This is a genomic window from Streptomyces sp. NPDC008086, assembly GCF_042957325.1.
Lineage (GTDB): Bacteria > Actinomycetota > Actinomycetes > Streptomycetales > Streptomycetaceae > Streptomyces.
The window spans coordinates 1-15,287 of the sequence record NZ_JBIBIA010000017.1 but is presented as its reverse complement, the minus strand read 5'-3'; the positions used below and the strand labels follow the sequence as shown (position 1 = coordinate 15,287).

General features: G+C 69.5%; 17 protein-coding genes and 1 pseudogene. 9 read left to right on the top strand and 9 right to left on the bottom strand.

Annotated features, from left to right (window positions below; genetic code table 11):
• Nucleotides 1-49 precede the first annotated feature (49 nt).
• The gene (locus tag ACFZBP_RS39515; protein WP_391420800.1) at nucleotides 50-799 is read left to right on the top strand and encodes a hypothetical protein; all 750 of its coding nucleotides are present in this window, start codon (nucleotides 50-52) and stop codon (nucleotides 797-799) included.
• Nucleotides 796-1,653, top strand: coding sequence for an alpha/beta fold hydrolase (locus ACFZBP_RS39510; protein WP_391420799.1), 858 nt, complete (start codon nucleotides 796-798; stop codon nucleotides 1,651-1,653). The genes ACFZBP_RS39515 and ACFZBP_RS39510 overlap by 4 nt, the downstream gene beginning before the upstream one ends.
• A 48-nt stretch (nucleotides 1,654-1,701) precedes the next feature.
• On the opposite strand, the gene ACFZBP_RS39505 is transcribed toward ACFZBP_RS39510, so the two are convergent.
• Both ACFZBP_RS39505 and abc-f read right to left on the bottom strand, forming a co-directional pair.
• Nucleotides 1,702-2,835: a hypothetical protein gene (locus tag ACFZBP_RS39505; RefSeq protein ID WP_391420798.1), complete on the bottom strand. Its 1,134-nt coding sequence runs from the start codon at nucleotides 2,833-2,835 to the stop codon at nucleotides 1,702-1,704.
• 126 nt (nucleotides 2,836-2,961) lie between these two features.
• The gene (gene abc-f / locus ACFZBP_RS39500; protein ID WP_391420868.1) at nucleotides 2,962-4,584 is read right to left on the bottom strand and encodes a ribosomal protection-like ABC-F family protein; all 1,623 of its coding nucleotides are present in this window, start codon (nucleotides 4,582-4,584) and stop codon (nucleotides 2,962-2,964) included.
• 298 nt (nucleotides 4,585-4,882) lie between these two features.
• On the opposite strand from abc-f, the gene ACFZBP_RS39495 reads away from it, so the two are divergent.
• Nucleotides 4,883-5,662, top strand: a complete 780-nt coding sequence (locus tag ACFZBP_RS39495; protein WP_391420797.1) for an MBL fold metallo-hydrolase — start codon at nucleotides 4,883-4,885, stop codon at nucleotides 5,660-5,662.
• 196 nt (nucleotides 5,663-5,858) lie between these two features.
• Here ACFZBP_RS39495 and ACFZBP_RS39490 read toward each other — a convergent pair whose 3' ends face one another.
• Nucleotides 5,859-6,899 (bottom strand): VWA domain-containing protein, encoded by a 1,041-nt coding sequence (locus ACFZBP_RS39490; RefSeq protein ID WP_391420796.1) that lies wholly within the window; start codon nucleotides 6,897-6,899, stop codon nucleotides 5,859-5,861.
• Between the two features lie 615 nt (nucleotides 6,900-7,514).
• Between ACFZBP_RS39490 and ACFZBP_RS39485 the strand changes: the two genes are divergently transcribed.
• Complete coding sequence (locus tag ACFZBP_RS39485; RefSeq protein ID WP_391420795.1) at nucleotides 7,515-7,949, top strand: hypothetical protein; 435 nt, start codon at nucleotides 7,515-7,517, stop codon at nucleotides 7,947-7,949.
• 685 nt (nucleotides 7,950-8,634) lie between these two features.
• On the opposite strand, the gene ACFZBP_RS39480 is transcribed toward ACFZBP_RS39485, so the two are convergent.
• Together ACFZBP_RS39480 and ACFZBP_RS39475 are read right to left on the bottom strand one after the other, a co-directional pair.
• Nucleotides 8,635-9,012, bottom strand: a complete 378-nt coding sequence (locus tag ACFZBP_RS39480; protein WP_391420867.1) for a nuclear transport factor 2 family protein — start codon at nucleotides 9,010-9,012, stop codon at nucleotides 8,635-8,637.
• Nucleotides 9,013-9,137: 125 nt separating this feature from the next.
• Nucleotides 9,138-9,281 (bottom strand): annotated as a pseudogene (locus ACFZBP_RS39475) (ATP-binding protein); the annotation flags it as partial.
• A gap of 380 nt (nucleotides 9,282-9,661) precedes the next feature.
• Here ACFZBP_RS39475 and ACFZBP_RS39470 point away from each other — a divergent pair.
• The 3 genes from ACFZBP_RS39470 to ACFZBP_RS39460 are packed head-to-tail and all read left to right on the top strand — an operon-like array spanning nucleotide 9,662 to nucleotide 11,077.
• Nucleotides 9,662-9,988: a hypothetical protein gene (locus ACFZBP_RS39470; RefSeq protein ID WP_391420794.1), complete on the top strand. Its 327-nt coding sequence runs from the start codon at nucleotides 9,662-9,664 to the stop codon at nucleotides 9,986-9,988.
• Nucleotides 9,989-10,034: 46 nt separating this feature from the next.
• Nucleotides 10,035-10,370, top strand: coding sequence for a metalloregulator ArsR/SmtB family transcription factor (locus ACFZBP_RS39465; RefSeq protein ID WP_391420793.1), 336 nt, complete (start codon nucleotides 10,035-10,037; stop codon nucleotides 10,368-10,370).
• A gap of 2 nt (nucleotides 10,371-10,372) precedes the next feature.
• Entirely contained in the window at nucleotides 10,373-11,077 is a 705-nt protein-coding gene (locus ACFZBP_RS39460) for a cation transporter (RefSeq protein ID WP_391420792.1), read from the top strand.
• A gap of 61 nt (nucleotides 11,078-11,138) precedes the next feature.
• On the opposite strand, the gene ACFZBP_RS39455 is transcribed toward ACFZBP_RS39460, so the two are convergent.
• Entirely contained in the window at nucleotides 11,139-11,489 is a 351-nt protein-coding gene (locus tag ACFZBP_RS39455) for an arsenate reductase ArsC (RefSeq protein WP_391420866.1), read from the bottom strand.
• 222 nt (nucleotides 11,490-11,711) lie between these two features.
• Here ACFZBP_RS39455 and ACFZBP_RS39450 point away from each other — a divergent pair, with 222 nt between their 5' ends.
• Together ACFZBP_RS39450 and ACFZBP_RS39445 are read left to right on the top strand one after the other, a co-directional pair.
• A complete protein-coding gene (locus tag ACFZBP_RS39450) occupies nucleotides 11,712-12,449 on the top strand; it encodes a dienelactone hydrolase family protein (RefSeq protein ID WP_391420791.1) in 738 nt (245 codons plus the stop codon).
• A gap of 86 nt (nucleotides 12,450-12,535) precedes the next feature.
• Nucleotides 12,536-12,667, top strand: a complete 132-nt coding sequence (locus ACFZBP_RS39445; protein ID WP_391420790.1) for a hypothetical protein — start codon at nucleotides 12,536-12,538, stop codon at nucleotides 12,665-12,667.
• A 127-nt stretch (nucleotides 12,668-12,794) separates the two neighbouring features.
• On the opposite strand, the gene ACFZBP_RS39440 is transcribed toward ACFZBP_RS39445, so the two are convergent.
• The 3 genes from ACFZBP_RS39440 to ACFZBP_RS39430 are packed head-to-tail and all read right to left on the bottom strand — an operon-like array spanning nucleotide 12,795 to nucleotide 14,914.
• Complete coding sequence (locus ACFZBP_RS39440) at nucleotides 12,795-13,088, bottom strand: DUF1330 domain-containing protein (protein ID WP_391420789.1); 294 nt, start codon at nucleotides 13,086-13,088, stop codon at nucleotides 12,795-12,797.
• 33 nt (nucleotides 13,089-13,121) lie between these two features.
• Nucleotides 13,122-14,555 carry an MFS transporter gene (locus ACFZBP_RS39435; protein WP_391420788.1) on the bottom strand — a complete coding sequence of 478 codons (1,434 nt, stop codon included), beginning with the start codon at nucleotides 14,553-14,555 and terminating at the stop codon, nucleotides 13,122-13,124.
• Complete coding sequence (locus ACFZBP_RS39430; protein ID WP_391420865.1) at nucleotides 14,552-14,914, bottom strand: MarR family transcriptional regulator; 363 nt, start codon at nucleotides 14,912-14,914, stop codon at nucleotides 14,552-14,554. The genes ACFZBP_RS39435 and ACFZBP_RS39430 overlap by 4 nt, the downstream gene beginning before the upstream one ends.
• Between the last annotated feature and the right edge of the window lie 373 nt (nucleotides 14,915-15,287).

Genomic DNA, 15,287 nt, shown 5'->3' with positions numbered 1-15,287 from the left:
CGGTGGGGGAGAGGGATGCAGCCCGGACAGGACGAAGAGGTGGCGAAGGGTGGACGAAGAGGTGGGCGAAGTGGTGGACGAGGAGGTGAGTGACGCGGCAGCGCTGCCCGCACGGCTGCGGCACGTCCACTGGATCGGCGGCGGCAGCGGAGCCGGCAAGTCGACGATCGCCCGCCGCCTCGCGGAACGCAACGGCTGGCGTCTCTACGCCACCGACGACGTGATGGGGGACCACGCCCGACGGACCACGCCCCAGGAAGCGCCCTTCCTGCACCGGTTCATGGCCATGGACATGGACGAACGCTGGGTGAACCGGCCCCCGCAGGCCATGCTCGACACGTTCCACTGGTATCGCGGCGAGGGCTTCTACCTGATCGTCGAGGACCTCCTCCGTCTGCCGCAGGAGACGCCCATCGTCGCCGAGGGCTTCCGGCTGCTGCCGCACCTCGTGAAACCCCTGCTCGCCGCTCCCACACACGCCGTCTGGCTCCTGCCCACCCCCGAATTCCGCCAGCACGCCTTCCGGAGCCGGGCCGCGACGGGCGAGGACTTCGTCCGGAACACCAGCGATCCCGCCAAGGCCGCCCGCAACCTGATCGAACGTGATCAGATGTTCACCAGTCGCCTCCGCACGGAGACCCGCCGTCTCCAACTGCCCGCCGTCCAGGTCGAGATCACCATCACGGAGGACGAACTCGCCGAGCGGGTGACCACGTTGTTCCTGGACGGACGGCACGGAACCGACGATCGGTGGGAACTCGACGGACAGCGGGCACAGAAAGCGAAGGGATATGCATGAGCGAATGGCAGCTGACCAGGACGTTCGCCAGCACCGCCGGTGAGGTTCACTGGGACCGGCTGGGACACCCCGACCGGCCGCCGGTCGTCCTGCTGCACGGAACCCCATTCTCCTCCTACGTCTGGCGCGCCGTCGCCCGCTCCCTCGCCCGGGACCACCAGGTGTACGTCTGGGACATGCCCGGCTACGGCCAGTCGGAGAAGTCCGCGGACCAGGACGTGTCCCTGGCCGCCCAGGGCCGCGTCTTCACCGAACTCCTGAGCCACTGGGGACTGGAGGAACCGCTCGTCGTGGCCCACGACTTCGGCGGCGCCGTCGCCCTGCGGGCCCATCTGCTGCACGGTGCCCGCTACCGAGCCCTCGCCCTGGTCGACCCGGTGGCGTTGGCGCCGTGGGGGTCCCCGTTCTTCAGGCTCGTGCGCGAGCACGCCGAGGTCTTCGAGCAGTTGCCACCCCCATTGCACCAGGCCCTCGTCCGGGAGTACGTCGGTTCGGCCAGCGGTCCGGGCCTGCACCCCGCGGTTCTCGACCGGCTCGTCCGGCCCTGGCTCGGCGACCCCGGCCAGGCGGCCTTCTACCGGCAGATCGCCCAGGCCGACCAGCGTTACACGGACGAGGTCCAGCACCGGTACGCCGAGATCACCCTCCCGACGCTGATCTGCTGGGGCCAGAACGACACCTGGATCCCCCCGGAGAAGGGACGGGAACTCGCCGCCCTGATCCCCGGCGCGCGGTGGGAACCGATCGCCCACGCGGGCCACCTCGTCCAGGAGGACGCCGCCGCGGAACTCACAGCCGTTCTCATCGCATTCCTCCACGGCCACGGCCACGGCCACGGCCGGCACGGACTCTGACCTCGGCGAGCCGATTGCGCTGAGTTTCGCTGGCGCGCGCAGATCGCGTCAGCCTTCGAGCCTCTCCGCGTAGGCCGCGGTCGGCGGCGCCGGAGTGGGACTCGTCATGCCCACCGAACAGAACCCTGCGGTGCCGGGAACGGACGTCACGTCGTTGAGGTAAGGCGCCGGCGCCGCACCGGCCGGACCTCGGACGACGGTCCAGGCGTCACCGTCGCGGCGCAGATACGTACTGCGGCCCTGATCCTGGTAGTTCCAGCCCGATATCCACGCGGCACGGCCCTGCGCGTCACCCGCGACGCCGCTCAACGACCCGACGGTGAAGCCCGCTTCCACCCGGGTCCAGGCCGTGCCGTCCCAGTGGCACAGGGCGGGGTTGCCCGGGCGGCCGGGCGGGCCGCCGATGCCGGCCTCGGTGCCCACCGCCCAGACGTCGTCCGGCCCGGCCGCGTGGAGGTCGGCGATGCTCAGGCGCAGGCCCGCGACCGGGGGCAGCACCGTCCAGGCACCGTCCCAGCGGGCCACCAGTCCGGACCAGCCGCCGCCGTTCGACTGGTCGCCGCCGACCCAGACCTCCCCGGACGAGCGCACCACCACCCGGTACAGGTTCACGCTCGTGACGGGGAGCGGCTCCAGCCAGCGCCACACCTCCCCGCCCCCGTCGCCGTACAGCAGCCCGGCGCCACCGCCACGGCTCCCACAGATCCAGACCTGCCGGTCGGAGCCCACCGCCACCGCGTTCAGCCGCACGTTCGTCTCACCGGCGCCCGGGAACGCCGCCTCCCGCCAGGTGGTTCCGTCCCAGCGCAGCAGCGCGCTGCCGGTCCCGACGGGCTGGCCCACACTCCACGCGGTGGCGGAGCAGGTACCGGCGACATCGAGCAACCGCGTGTGGGCCAGATGCGCCAGGTCGGTCTTGGTCCAGGCGCTGCCGTTCCACAGCATGGCCAGCGCGTGCCCCTGCGACGGCCCGGCCCGGCCCTCCTCACCGACCGCCCAGGCCAGCTGTGGCCCGGCCGCGGCGACACGGCGCAGTTGCGCGGCCGGTGTACTGCCCGGCGCCGGCACGGCCTGCCAGCCCTGGGCGCGGGGCGTCGGCACTTCGGCCCGCGCCGAGGCCGGTCCGAGCGCGAGCCCCGAGAACGTACCGATCGCCCCTGCCACAAATCGCCTGCGTCTCACTGCTGGATCCCCTCCAGACGGAATGGACGGACAGGAGGGACCACCGTGAACCGGCGGACCGCACAGGTCTAGATACGTACGTGACAAAGCAGGCGTACGACCCAGGGGTGGCGGCGGGTTCCGGGTTCAGTACCTGCGCCCGCCACGCAGCTCCAGCCGCTTCCCGGGAAACCGTTCACGGAAGCCGCGGTCGTGGGAGACCGCGACCACCGCTCCCGGATACGCCCCGAGCGCCGACTCCAGGTCCTCGATGAGGTCGAGCGCGATGTGGTTCGTCGGCTCGTCGAGGACGAGGAGGTCAGCGGGCCGGGTCACCAGGACCGCGAGCTGGAGCCGGCGCTGCTGCCCGGCGGACAGTGCGGCCACCGGCACGTACAGATCCTCCGCACGGAACAGCCCGAGCGTCAGCAGCTCTTCGGCGTACTCCTCCGGCAGCCCGGGGCGCCCGGCGGCGAAGGCGGCCAGCAGCGGGAGCCGCGTGGAACGCACGGGCAGTTCCTGCGCCAGGTAGCCGATCCGGGTGGGGCGGCGGACCGTGCCCGCGTCCGGCTCCAGGTCGCCCGCCAGGACACGCAGCAGGGTCGTCTTGCCAGCCCCGTTCTCACCCGTGACCAGCAGCCGCTCCCCGGGCGCGATCGTCAACCTCCCGTCCAGGCACAGCCGTTCGCCGACCGCGACGCCGTCGAGCTCGGCGAGCGGGACCTCGACGTCCTGGTCGCCTCCCGCGGCTCTGAGCGCCGCCGTGAACCGCAGGGGCTCCGGTGGTGCCGCGACCGGGTGGCGCCGCAGGTGGGCCAGCCGTTCCCGGGCCGCACGCACCTGCCCGCCGAGCTTCGCCTCGTGCGAGCGGCGGTGCTTGCCGAAGCCCTGCCGCGGGTCCTTGCCGGTGGTGGCGAGCCGCTTCCCGGCGGCCTCGACCAGCTCCTCGGTCCGGGCCAGCTCCTCCAGCCAGCCCGCGTACTCCTGCTCAGCCCGGCGCCGGGCAGCGGCCTTCGCCGAGCGGTACCCGGCCCAGCCGTCCCCGTACCGGCGCACCGTGCGGGCGTCCCGGTCCACCTCCAGGATCGTCGTGGCGATGTTCTCCAGGAAGCCGCGGTCGTGGGTGACCGCCACGACGGTGCCGCGATGCGCGCGCAGCTGTTCCTCCAGCCAGCGCACCGCCGTCGCGTCGAGGTGGTTCGTCGGCTCGTCCAGGAGCAGCAGCTCCGCAGCGGCGGCCAGCACGCAGGCCAGGGCCAGCCGTGACTGCTCGCCGCCGGAGAGCGAGCCGAGCACACGGTCGCGGGAGACTCCAGCGAGCCCGAGACCGTGCATGGCGGCGTCGACCCGGACGTCCGCCTGGTATCCGCCGCGCTCCTCGTACGCGGTCAACAGCTCGCCGTACGCGGCGAGTTCCGCCTCCGACGCCTCGCCGAGCCGCTCCTCGGCCGCGCGCAGCCGGCGCTCCATCTCGCGCAGTTCAGTCAGGGCGAGATCGACCGCGTCCCGCACGGTGCAGTCCGGGTCGAGATCGAGGGTCTGGGCGAGGTGGCCGACGCCACCGGGGGAGTCGACGGTGATGTCCCCGGCGTCCGGCGCCTCGGCCGCGGCGAGCAGCCGCAGCAGGGTGGACTTGCCGGAACCGTTCTCACCGATGACGGCGGCCTTCTCGCCCGGCCGGATGGTGAAGGAGACCTGGTCGAGGACGGTCCGGGTGCCGTAGGACTTGGTGACGTCCTTGATGGCCAACTGTGCGACGGCAGAGGGCATGGCAGCGGGTACGGCGGTTCGAGCGCGTTCGCGCATGTGACTTTCCCTGGGGATGCGAAGGGTCTACGGGCAGCAGAAACGGCGGCGTCGGCCGTGCCCGGACTCAGAGAAAGTAGAAGAAGCGCATGCCGCCACTGTAGCAAGACGAGACGGCTCGTCTCAAGTCGGATGCCGGGTGCGAATCGCACGGCGCCAGCCCCGGTGCTCGTCACCACCCCGTGGGACAGGCGTTCAACAGACTCCCCACCTCCCCAGACTCCCCACCTCCCCAGAGTCCCCAGAGTCCTAGACTCCCTCCATGGTCGGCGATCTTCTCCGCCTCACCGTCCTGGGGAGTGCGACGCCCTACGCGAGCGTGGACAACCCGTGCTCCGGCTACCTGGTCTCCAGCACCGGCACCCGGGTCTGGATGGACGCGGGCAGTGGGACCCTGGCGCAACTGCAACGACATGCCCGCCTCGACGAGCTGGACGCGATCTGGATTTCCCACCTGCACGCCGATCACAGCGCGGACCTGCTCACCGCTTACTACGCGGCGCTCCACGCGGACCTGCGACTCGCCGCCCCCATCCCCCTGTACGGACCACCGGGCATCGCCGACCGCCTGGCCCACTTCCTCACCAACGGCCCGACCCGCAGTCCCGTCGAGTCCGCCTTCGCCATCCGTGAGCTGGCCGACGGGCATCACACGCGCATCGGCGCCCTCACCCTGACCAGCCGCGCCGTGGCCCACGGCCTCCCGGCCTTCGCCGTACGCATCGAGGCCGAGGACCGGTCACTGGTCTACTCCGGGGACTCAGCACCGTGCGCGAACCTCACGAGCCTGGCCGAGGAATGCGATGTACTGCTGTGCGAGGCCGAAAGCGCCGGCGCACCCGCCGAGGGCGAACAGGCGCATCAGGTGCATCACACGCCCGAAGACGCCGGGGACACAGCCGCCGCTGCCCGGGTCGGCCGGCTGATCATCACCCACGTCGGCCCCTTCCTCACCCCGCAACAGGCGGTGACACGCGCCTCGGCCCGGTTCGACGGGCCGGTCGACTATGCCGCGCCTGGGGCGAGTTTCTCGATCGGATGAGGAACGCCGGGGTTGATCAGACTGGGCCGCGAGACGTGGTCCTCGACGGCTCGACGGCTCGACGGCTCGACGGCTCGACGGCTCGACGGCTCGACGGCACCGTGGGCAGCGCGCCAGGCGCGCTGCCCACGGTGGTGGCCGGCGGGGCACGCCGAAGACGCGTCGGCGTGCCCCGCCCAAGGCGGTTCGCAGGGTGTCAGAGCATGAGCAGCAGCCGCGTGTTCTTCACAAGCTTCCGGTTCACGCTGGTGCTCTGCACAAAGATCGTGAACTCGTCGTTGTGATCCGGCTTGACGCGTATTTCCGTGTCCGGGAGCCCGAGCAGCGCCCGTGCCTGCGGCCCCGTGTACACGCGGTCCGTCTTCTTCTCCAGCACCGCGATCTGCTTCTGCGCCTGGATCTTCTCCGACTTGCTCAGCTGGTAGTACGCACCACCGGTGCGGTAGGTGTGCCCGCACTCCGTGACCCATTCGCGGATCGCCGCGTCACGCGCCACCGGGATCAGCTGATACGCCGACGGATCCACCGGGGCCAGACCGGCTGCCTTGATGGTGTCCTTGTTGACCGCCTGCGCACCCGTGGAGAACACCGCCCGCGATCCCCGGATACCCCGGGAGCGGCCCACCATGAACTGCTCGGTGGCCTGCTGGATGACCTGCCCGGCCTCCTCCAGCCCCTGGGTGCTCGTGGCGTCCCAGACGGCGATGTTGTCCCTCGGGAACCCGCACTGCATGGCCTCGCGCTTGCCCATCTGATCCGGCACGAGAACGGCCAGGGTCCAGTTGTCCTCCTGCCTGTCGATCATCTCGGCCACGGACCCGACCAGAGCGCGCGGATCCCTGCTGTGCGCATCCTGACAACGGTGACTGGCGTTCTCCTGCCCGTCCGTGAGCACGAACGTCAGGAAGCTGTGATCGCCGTACAGTTGAGCCGTCTGCGCCAGCTCCCGCTGCGACTTGAGCGTCGCCGCCAGCAGCGCCGTCATCCCACCGACCCGGTACAACTGCTTCAAGGACGGCATCCGCAGCACGTCCTTGTCGTAGATGACGCACTCCACCTGGTCCGCGAAGACGTACACCGTCACCCGGGTCTCCTGATCCAACTCCTGCGATCGGCGGGCCAGATAGGCGATCTGCTGGTCGGCGACCTCCACGACCTTGCGGCTCAGATGCGACATGGACGAACTCGCATCCAGCACAAGAGCAACGTGGTTGATGTAGTTCTGGCTTCCGGACATGACAACTCCCCCTCATCCGACTCGATACCCCGATGCTCTCACCCACCACTGACAATCGATCTTGACGACGAGACCGACCGAGGAGCCCGCCCAGCGGGAACGCAGAGCCGCCGTGGCACGTCCTTCGCCGGTGCAGCCGCTGCAGCCGGTCCATGCGCTGGCGCTCCGCAGGCGCGCTCCATCCTCCGCATGCGCTGCGGACACCACGGACATGCTGTTTGGAGAAATCGGCACAAGGGCACGACATGGCTGGAAACAGGCACCCCGCCTCATGGCCAGGCACACTCGGCCACCCGGCGTGGACACCCTCCACTACGCCCCGCTACGAGGTCTGGCAGCTGTTCCGGATCGGGGGCACCGCGCGATGGTCGGGAGCGTGTTGGCATCCGGCCTTGTCGACGAGATGATCGCCTTCACGCAGACCTTCGGCCCACCCGTAGATGTGCGTCAGGCACACGCGGATGCCGAGTTCCTCAGCTCCGAGTTCGACGCCTTCGGCGTCGCCGGAACACGCGCTACATCCAATACATCTTCGACGAGATCGCCCCCTCCTGCGATCCCACATTCCTCGCCGTCTACAAGACCTTCTTCTACGAGGCGATCACCGGCGTCCTGATGGAGGCACAGTTCAGCAGTCAGGCCGCCGACGAGGTCGACAGCGACTTCGTACACATCTTCAACGGCTTCTCCCAGTTCTGGTTCACATCACTGCAATTCACCGACCTCTGCCTGAACGCTCGCTCTCAGCAGGCGTTCTGGTCAGCGGTCCTCTTCTGTCCTTCTACAAAGAGGCAGTCCATGGCGAGGACTTCGGCGTCGGCAGGCTCGCTGTTCCGCCACGCGGTCCAGCAGAACCGCCCCTACCTCGAGGTCTGTCGCCACACGCTGACCAACGGACTGGCGGCCCACCACGACATCCTGGCCCTGGCGAGCGACGAACAACGCCCCTGCCTGGATCGCTACATGCGGGCATTCATCCACCGGCATTTCCACAGCTCCCGCTACGGCTGGCAGAACATTTACCCGGGCCTGGCTCCCGTCGACTTCTAACACCGCCTGCCCAGTCGCAACGTCGCGGAGAGCACCTCGGACCCCTTCGCCGAGATGCCCCACGCTGACCGGCCACGATAACGGCATCTGGTCGCTCCCGACTGCCGACACCGCACCCCCAGGGACCGCTGTGGGCCGGGTACTTGGCGACATCAGTCGGACAGTGAGGGCAGACGTCCGCCACCGACTGGCGTGGCCATCAGTTCACGGAGTCGGCCGGCGGCTGTCCGTCCCAAGAAATGGTTTCAAGGCCAGCCGGTGAGCAGGCGGCGGTGGAAAGGCCTGACTTGTGCCCAGCTGCCTCACTCGTAGTAGGCGGCGTACTGGGCCGAATCTGGGCAGACATCGCCTATGACCTCGGCTGTCCCGAAGAGCTGAAACCCCTTGTGCACTGCGCGCACAACCTAGACGGCTGGGAGGAGATCTGGAGTCTCCGTCGAGGAACTCAACAGGGAAGCGGTTGAGGCAGCGAAGCAGTTCCTTGGCAAGAGGTCCGCAGCCGAGGCGGGGGACTAACCCGGGGTTCGTTCTCGCTATCGGGATCGGTCAACTGCGGGCTGATCCGCTCACTCAGCGTGGCCGCACCACAGAACCTGAGCCAGAACCCGGAAAAATGAAGGCAGCGAACATGCGGAAGCAGGTGCCCCGCTGCCCGTGAGGGCAGCGGGACACGAGTTAAAGGGCCTTAGACGCGTTCGACGTATGGAGCCCGCCATGCCGGAGACGGGTCCGCTCCCAGCTCCGTCCAGTATTCGCGGCCCTTGGTGACCAGGCCGTTGTGGACGGTCCAGAAGGACGCCACCCTGTGCATGCCCATCGTGTCGTGAGGAACCTCAACCTCGGAAACGACTTCACTCCCGGACGACAGGATGCGGAGGACCTTGATCGACCATCCCTCCGGATACTCCGCGTTGATACGTACGTAGTTCTCCCGGCCACAGATGCGTTCACCACTGACCGGCCATTCCACAACTACATCGTCCGCCAGCAACTCGCCGACGCCTGCCCAGTCCCGGGCCTGCATCCGGTCCCAGAGCATCTGAATGGTCTTTGAAGGTTCCATGACCACATCCTGCATGGAACCCAGTGACGGTGGCCCCGGTGTTTCGCAACGACGGCGTCATCGGGTTCCGGAGGACAGCCGGTGGCGGTCAGCCCGCCTTTGGTCGGTTCCTCGGCCCGGGCCCGGGTGGAAGCGAGGCGATAGGAGTCGGTGGCGGTCCGATGATCGTGCCGTTGAAGGTGAGCCGGTCGACGATGGCCGCGCAGAGGCGGGGGTCGGTGAAAGTCTCGGTCCAGCCGCGCGAAGGACTCGTTGGAGGCGATGGCGACCCTGCCAGGTGTCCGCAGTGCAAGCATCCTGACACGAGGGTCCACAGCCGATATTGGCGTCAGATATCCGCGTTACCCGTCGGCGGCCGGGGACTGGTCGTCCGCCTGCGCGTGTGTCGGTTCTTCTGCGACCGGAACCAGTGCCAACGCAGGACGTTCGTGGAACGGGTGACGGGCCTGGCTGAGCCACGCCGCCGTTCTTCACCGGCAGCACGGGCCGTGATGAGGGCCGCGGCGATAGAACTTGGGGGCGCCCGGGGCAGCGTCTGTGCGCGAAACTGCGCCTTCACGGCCGACGGACTGCGACGGCTGATCTTCCATGTCCCACGGCGGGGCCTGCACATCCACATCGTCTACCTCGACGACCTGAGCACCGGCTGGTGGCCGACTGGCTGCGTGAACGACGCGCCCGATGGCCCCGGGCCACCAACCCCCGCCTGCTCGTCGTCGCCCAGACCTACCGGCACCCGGCATCGCCGCAGCTCAGCTACACCGGCATGCGCTCCGCCTGCGATCAGATCGGGCTCCTGCCCCGCCAGCTGTGGACCGACCGCGTGCTCGACGAAGCGAGCGAGACGGCCGACCCGATCTGCCTCGTACGGCTCTTCGGCATCCACCCCAGGGTCGCTGTGAAGTACGTACGGACGGCACGTCCCGACAATGTCTTGACCCGACCCGACTCCGTTGACCGGGAGCGGAGCCCATAAATAATTCAAGGTTTTCTGAATTCAGGATTCCATGTACTGTGGTCGTGTGCTGACTGCTGCCTCCGACATCGAGGTGCTGGCCCGGTTCGGCCGCGCCCTCGCCGACCCGATCCGCTGCCGCATCCTGCTCGCCCTGCGCGATGCTCCCGCCTACCCTGCTGACCTCGCCGATGCCCTCGGGATCTCCCGCACCCGGCTGTCGAACCACCTCGCTTGCCTGCGCGACTGCGGCCTCGTCGTCACCGTCCCCGACGGCCGCCGCACCCGCTACGAACTCGCCGACGAACGCCTAGGCCACGCGCTCGACGATCTGCGCACCGCCGTCCTTGCCGTCGAGACCGACCGCACCTGTGTGGACACCGACGAGAATGGCTGCTGCTGACCATGACCGCGGACATCTCCATATCCCTTGGCCCCAGCCCGTCCCGGCGTGATGCGCTCACCCGCCGGATACGGCTGCTGGTCGCCGCGACCATCACCTACAACGTCATCGAGGCAATCGTCGCGATCACCGCCGGGACGATCGCCTCCTCCACCGCCCTGATCGGCTTCGGACTCGACTCGGTCATTGAGGTCTCCTCCGCCGCCGCGGTCGCCTGGCAGTTCTCCGCCCGCGAACACGCCCTGCGCGAAGCCCGCGAGCAGACCACCCTGCGGATCATCGCCGTGTCGTTCTTCGCGCTCGCCACGTACGTCACGGTCGATGCCATCCGCGCACTGGCCGGGACCGGCGAGGCCGACCGATCGATCCCCGGCATCGTCATCGCCGCACTGTCCCTGGTGATCATGCCGTTCCTGTCCGCCGCCCAGCGCAAGGCCGGCCGTGAACTCGGCTCCGCCAGCGCGGTCGCCGACTCCAAGCAGACGCTGCTGTGCACCTACCTGTCCGCCGTGCTGCTCGTCGGCCTGGTGCTGAACGCCACGCTCGGCTGGTCCTGGGCCGACCCGATCGCCGCGCTCGTCATCGCGGCGGTCGCGGTGAAGGAAGGCCGCGACGCCTGGCAGGGCAAGGGCTGCTGCGCACCCACGGCCGCAGCGGCGCCGTCCGCCACTGCCGAGACGGGCCAGTGCGCCTGCCTCCCTGGTTGAGACTCTGCTGACCCCTCGCCCACCGTGACAGCCTGCGACGATGTAGCCCGCCTCAGATCTGTCAAGCACGGGAAGGAGATCGGCGAGCAGATCGCGGACGCGCGCGTCGATCTCGTCCCGGATCGAGCGGACCGCCTCGACGCCCTGGCCAGCCGGGTCGTCGAGCTTCCGGTCCCAGATACTGCTTGCCCGGGAAGGCCGGGCAAGCATCCCCGCACCCCATCGTGATCACCACGTCGGATCCCTGGACCGCCTCGATGGTCAGCACTTGGGCACCTCGGCGGACAGATCGACCCCGGCCCTCGGCCTTCGCCTCGATGACCACCGGGTTCACGGTCTCGGCCGGGGCGGACCCGGCCGAACGGACCTCCACCCGGCCGGCGGACAGGTGCGTGAGGAAGGCGGCGGCCATCTGGGAGCGTCCGGCGTTGTGCACGCACACGAACAGCACGGACGGCTTGCCGGAGACGGTTTCACACACGAGCGGTCCCTCTTCGAGGACAGCCGACTGGCCGGTCACCGGGGCGGGTTGAGAACCCATCGCCCTTGTCACAATTCAGGGGGAACCCGCGCTGCTCTGCCAGCGGCAGAACAGCGGCCGCACCGGGCTCGACGATCACTACAGTCCAGTCTCATGACGACGATTACGACGCGTACGGTCGAGTACCCGGCCGACGGTCTGATGATGATCGGGCACCTCGCGCTCCCGGCCGGTGTCGACCGCCGGCCCGCAGTGCTGCTCGGACCAGAGGGCACGGGGCTCAGCGACGTCGAGCGCCGCCGGGCCGATGCGCTCGCCGAACTGGGATACGTAGCGCTGGCCTTCGACCTCCACGGGGGGCGCTATTTGAGCGATCCCGAGGAGATGCTGGCCCGTTGCATGCCACTGCTCTCTGATCCCGACCGGATGCGGAGTATCGGCCATGCAGCGCTCGACGTGTTGCGCACCGAACCGCGGACCGATGCCGACCGGATCGCCGCCGTCGGCTACGGCACCGGGGGCGCCGTCGGGCTGGAACTCGGGCGCGACGGCGTCAACCTGCGTGCGATCGGGACAGTCAACGCACTGACCACGGGCCGACCGGGCGAGGCAGCGCGCATTCGCTGCCCGGTGTGGGCCGGGGTCGGGTCGGAAGACCCGATCATGCCGCCCGCGCAACGCAAGGCGTTCACCGCTGAGATGCAGGCCGCGGGTGTCGACTGGCGCCTCACGGTCTACGGCGGCGCATTGCACGCCTTCCACCATCCGCCGGTCGACCACCCCGTTGTCCCCGGCGTCGGCTTCCACCCGCGGCACGCGCAGCGAGCCTGGCGCGATGTCGTCGACCTGCTCGCCGAGTGCCTGCCCGTGACGGAGGATCTGGGGGCATGACCCAGGCAAACATGCTGGCACCAGGCTTGGTCGGCGTCATGCCTGGGACGCCTCAAGCAGCGTGGACGAGTTCGGCAGATCGGGGCATGGATGCCTTGGGCTGGACGGCGGGCCGGGTGAGCCTGCGGGTCATAAGCGTGATCGAGGCGAGCCCCGCACGCGTCACCAACCTGCTCTGCGCCCTGCTTGTCCTGACGAACCCCGAACTCGACCGCTGACAGACCATCAAGACCGAAGACAGCCGCCCACGACCAGCACCAGCACCCACGAACTCCGCCCCACCAGCAGCCGCACCAGCGAGAACCACGATGGTGGATCTTCAGTGAAGATCCGACTGGACCTCGGTCAGTCGATGCCTTCGACGATGCGGAAGTCGCGCTCGAAGCCGTCGGGGAGGGCCACCAGCGCCTTCTGGTATGCCTCGCTCTCGTATGCCGCGACCGCCTGTTCAAAACTGTCGAACTCGATCAGAACGACGCGTTCGGTGATTCCGGCCTCGTGGGCGACGACTCGGCCGAAATTGGACAGGACGCGCCCGCCCCCAGCCCGGACAGCCAGACCCGCCAACTCGTTGTAGGAAGTCAGCCCCTCAGGGTCGGAAATGGCGGGGTAGACGCTGACCCAATAGCCCTTGGGCATGGAACCTCCAGTGTTGGAATGAGTGGACCTTGCTTACGGGTTGGTCTCGGACGAGCGTCGGCGGGCGAGAGCGAGGCTTGTCAGCGTCGTGATCGCCATGGCGCCGATGCCGACCAGCGCCGCGGTGGTGTAGGCGCTGTCGCTGGGAAAGAGGTGGCCGGGGCCGGTGCCCGCGGCGAGGATCAGGCCGCCGATGGCGCTGCCCAGGGAGTACCCGACGCTGCGGACGACGTAGTTGAAGCTCATGGCGCTCGACGTCTCGCTCTTGGGGGTGACGGCCAGGATGACGCCGGGCATCGCGGCCGAGAAGCCGCCGACGCCGAAGCCGAGCACGCCCATCGCCGCGAACAGGTCGGCCAGGTTCGACCGGGCCGCGGCGAACAGGGCGAACCCGCCGCCGACCACGACGGCGCTGCCGGCCAGGAGCAGGGGGTCGGCGATCCGCGTCCGGACCCGCGGCGTGAGCTTGCCGGCGACGAACCCCAGCACCGAGAACGGGATGAGGACCAGCCCGGCGACGAAGGTCGTCAGCCCGAAGCCGTAGCCGGCGCCGTGCGGCGTCTGCGCGTACCGGGTGATGAGCGTGAGCAGGAGGTACATGCCGATCCCGCCGACGAACATGGCGAGGTTCGCCCCGGCGACCGCCGGGTGCCGCACCGCCCGCACATCGACCAGGGGCGTCGTGCTGCGCAGCTCGATGACGGCCCAGACGCACAGCAGCACCACCGCGACGACGGCGAGGCCCGCCGCCACGGCGAGGTGCCGGCTCCACAGATTCCGTTCGCCGGCGAGGAACAGCACCAGGAGCAGGGCAGCGGCCAGGACGACCGCGCCTGCCACGTCCACGTGGGCGGAGCGGCCTTCAGGGGCTTCGGGCATGGAGCGCCACGCGGTCAGGAGGGCGGCGGCGGTGACGACCAGGCCGAGGCCGTAGGCGGCCCGTACCCCGCCGACCTCGGCGAGCAGTGCGGCCAGCGGGTAGCCGACGCCGGCCCCGATGATCGAGACCACCGAGATCAGGGCGATCACGGCCGCGCTGCGCTCCTCGGGGAGGTGGTCCCGGGCCACGCCCATCATCAGCGCCGTCAGCCCGAGCCCGACGCCCTGGGCCGCCCTGCCGGCCAGCAGCCAGGCGAACGGCAGCGGCAGCACGGTGAGCGCGCTGCCGGCGACGACGACCGCCAGCGTGGCGAGGATCGTGGCCCGCCGGTGCGGGCCGGCTCCGAGCCGGCCCAGGACCGGCGTGGCGACGGCTCCGCTGAGCAGCGCGACGGTCAGCGTCCACTGCGCGCTGCCGAGCGAGACGTGGAACGAGGTCGCCACGCTGGTGATGAGCGGCGCCCCGAGGCTGGCGACCGCCGCCACGACCAGAGCGATGAACATCAGGGCGGGGACCAGCAGCCGCGCCTCGGAGCGCGCCACCGGGAACGCCTTCGCCGCGACCCCGCGGGCCGGCTGCCCGGTCACTTCTTCGGCCCTTCGCGGTCCTGGCTTTCGAGCTCCGCCAGATGCTTCAGCGCCGGAAGGGCCGCCACCAGCGCCTCGACCTCGTCGCCGGCGAGCTCGCCGATCAACCGCTCGAACGCGTGGACGCCCGCCTGGCGCCGCGTCCGCACATAGGAGGCGCCGGCCTCGGTCAGGCACACCAGCGTGACCCGCTTGTCGGACGCGTCGCCCCGCCGCTCGACCAGGCCGGACTCCTCCATCACCCGGACCAGGGCGGTCATCGCGGGCTGGGTGACGCCCTCGACCGCGGCCAGATCGGTGATGCGCCGCGGGCCGGTCCGGTCCAGGGTGGCCAGGGTGGCGGCGGACGTCAGGCTCATGTCCCGAGGCAGGCGTCTGACGGCCCTGGTGGCCAGGCCGTAGAGGGCTGCCCCGATGGCGGCGGACGCGCCAGGAGCGGTGTCTTGACGGCTCATGCTCGAAGCATAGCGTCTTTATATTCATAGTTTATGGAAATGGTCGACTGGCGCGGGCGGCACCGCCTGTTGCGGACCCGAGGCCATCGAGATCGCCGACACCTTCGGCTCCACCCTGTAAGCCCCGCGCTGATGCCGGAGCTGCCGTGTCAGGTCTTGGGCCTGAGCACTCTCGGGATGAATGCGATGTGCCGGTTTGGTGTCAGTGGTTGGGTGTCAGTGACGGTATGTCAGGTCGGGGAGTTTTTGCTGGCCGGGCGTTGAGGGTGGGGAGTGT

Bases quoted from the DNA above. Each gene is read 5' to 3' on its own strand.
- abc-f (WP_391420868.1), bottom strand. From the start codon at position 4,584: ATGCCCTCTGCCGTCGCACAGTTGGCCATCAAGGACGTCACCAAGTCC.
- ACFZBP_RS39480 (WP_391420867.1), bottom strand. From the start codon at position 9,012: ATGGAACCTTCAAAGACCATTCAGATGCTCTGGGACCGGATGCAGGCC.
- ACFZBP_RS39445 (WP_391420790.1), top strand. From the start codon at position 12,536: ATGGATGCCTTGGGCTGGACGGCGGGCCGGGTGAGCCTGCGGGTCATA.
- ACFZBP_RS39450 (WP_391420791.1), top strand. From the start codon at position 11,712: ATGACGACGATTACGACGCGTACGGTCGAGTACCCGGCCGACGGTCTG.
- ACFZBP_RS39510 (WP_391420799.1), top strand. From the start codon at position 796: ATGAGCGAATGGCAGCTGACCAGGACGTTCGCCAGCACCGCCGGTGAG.
- ACFZBP_RS39460 (WP_391420792.1), top strand. From the start codon at position 10,373: ATGACCGCGGACATCTCCATATCCCTTGGCCCCAGCCCGTCCCGGCGT.
- ACFZBP_RS39485 (WP_391420795.1), top strand. From the start codon at position 7,515: ATGGAGGCACAGTTCAGCAGTCAGGCCGCCGACGAGGTCGACAGCGAC.
- ACFZBP_RS39495 (WP_391420797.1), top strand. From the start codon at position 4,883: ATGGTCGGCGATCTTCTCCGCCTCACCGTCCTGGGGAGTGCGACGCCC.
- ACFZBP_RS39440 (WP_391420789.1), bottom strand. From the start codon at position 13,088: ATGCCCAAGGGCTATTGGGTCAGCGTCTACCCCGCCATTTCCGACCCT.
- ACFZBP_RS39455 (WP_391420866.1), bottom strand. From the start codon at position 11,489: ATGGCCGCCGCCTTCCTCACGCACCTGTCCGCCGGCCGGGTGGAGGTC.
- ACFZBP_RS39430 (WP_391420865.1), bottom strand. From the start codon at position 14,914: ATGAGCCTGACGTCCGCCGCCACCCTGGCCACCCTGGACCGGACCGGC.
- ACFZBP_RS39490 (WP_391420796.1), bottom strand. From the start codon at position 6,899: ATGTCCGGAAGCCAGAACTACATCAACCACGTTGCTCTTGTGCTGGAT.